Origin of the sequence: Pseudomonas juntendi (assembly GCF_009932375.1) — a bacterium.
GTDB lineage: Bacteria > Pseudomonadota > Gammaproteobacteria > Pseudomonadales > Pseudomonadaceae > Aquipseudomonas > Aquipseudomonas juntendi.
Map to the genome: position 1 here is coordinate 1 of NZ_BLJG01000100.1, position 490 is coordinate 490.

General features: G+C 66.3%; 1 protein-coding gene. It reads left to right on the top strand.

Features of this window, described 5'->3' with window-relative positions; translation table 11 throughout:
* Positions 1-195: 195 nt before the first annotated feature.
* Positions 196-490 (top strand): LysR family transcriptional regulator (locus GYA94_RS14025; RefSeq protein WP_161892524.1); only part of this gene is annotated, 295 nt, incomplete at its 3' end.

Here is a 490-nt window from a genome sequence, read left to right on the forward strand (position 1 = left end):
TGCATTACCCGCATCCACCGGCAGAGCTACCGGAGGCGGGGTCGGTGTTGATCTGTTGTGCCGTGCCGGCGCAGGTGCAGGAGGGGGTGCAGGCCCTGGTGCTGGACATCTGATACACCAGCCCGCCTCTTCGCGGGCAGCAGAAAATACCCAGATGAACAATAATCCCGGCACCTCATGCCCCCAGGAGCTCGCATGGACCAGATCCACCTGATGAAGGTATTCGTCGCCGTAGGTGAGCTGGAAAGCTTCGCCGCTGCTGCCCGCCGCCTGGCCATCTCCCCGGCCGCCGTCACCCGTGCCGTCAGCGCCCTGGAGGAGCAGCTGGGGGTCAAGCTGCTACTGCGCACCACCCGCAGCGTGCGCCTGACCGAGGCAGGCGGCCGCTACCTGGAGGACACCCGGCATATCCTGGCCAGCATTCACGAGGCCAACGAAGCGGCGGCCGGCATCAATGCCACACCCAAGGGCGACCTGGCGGTGACTGCAC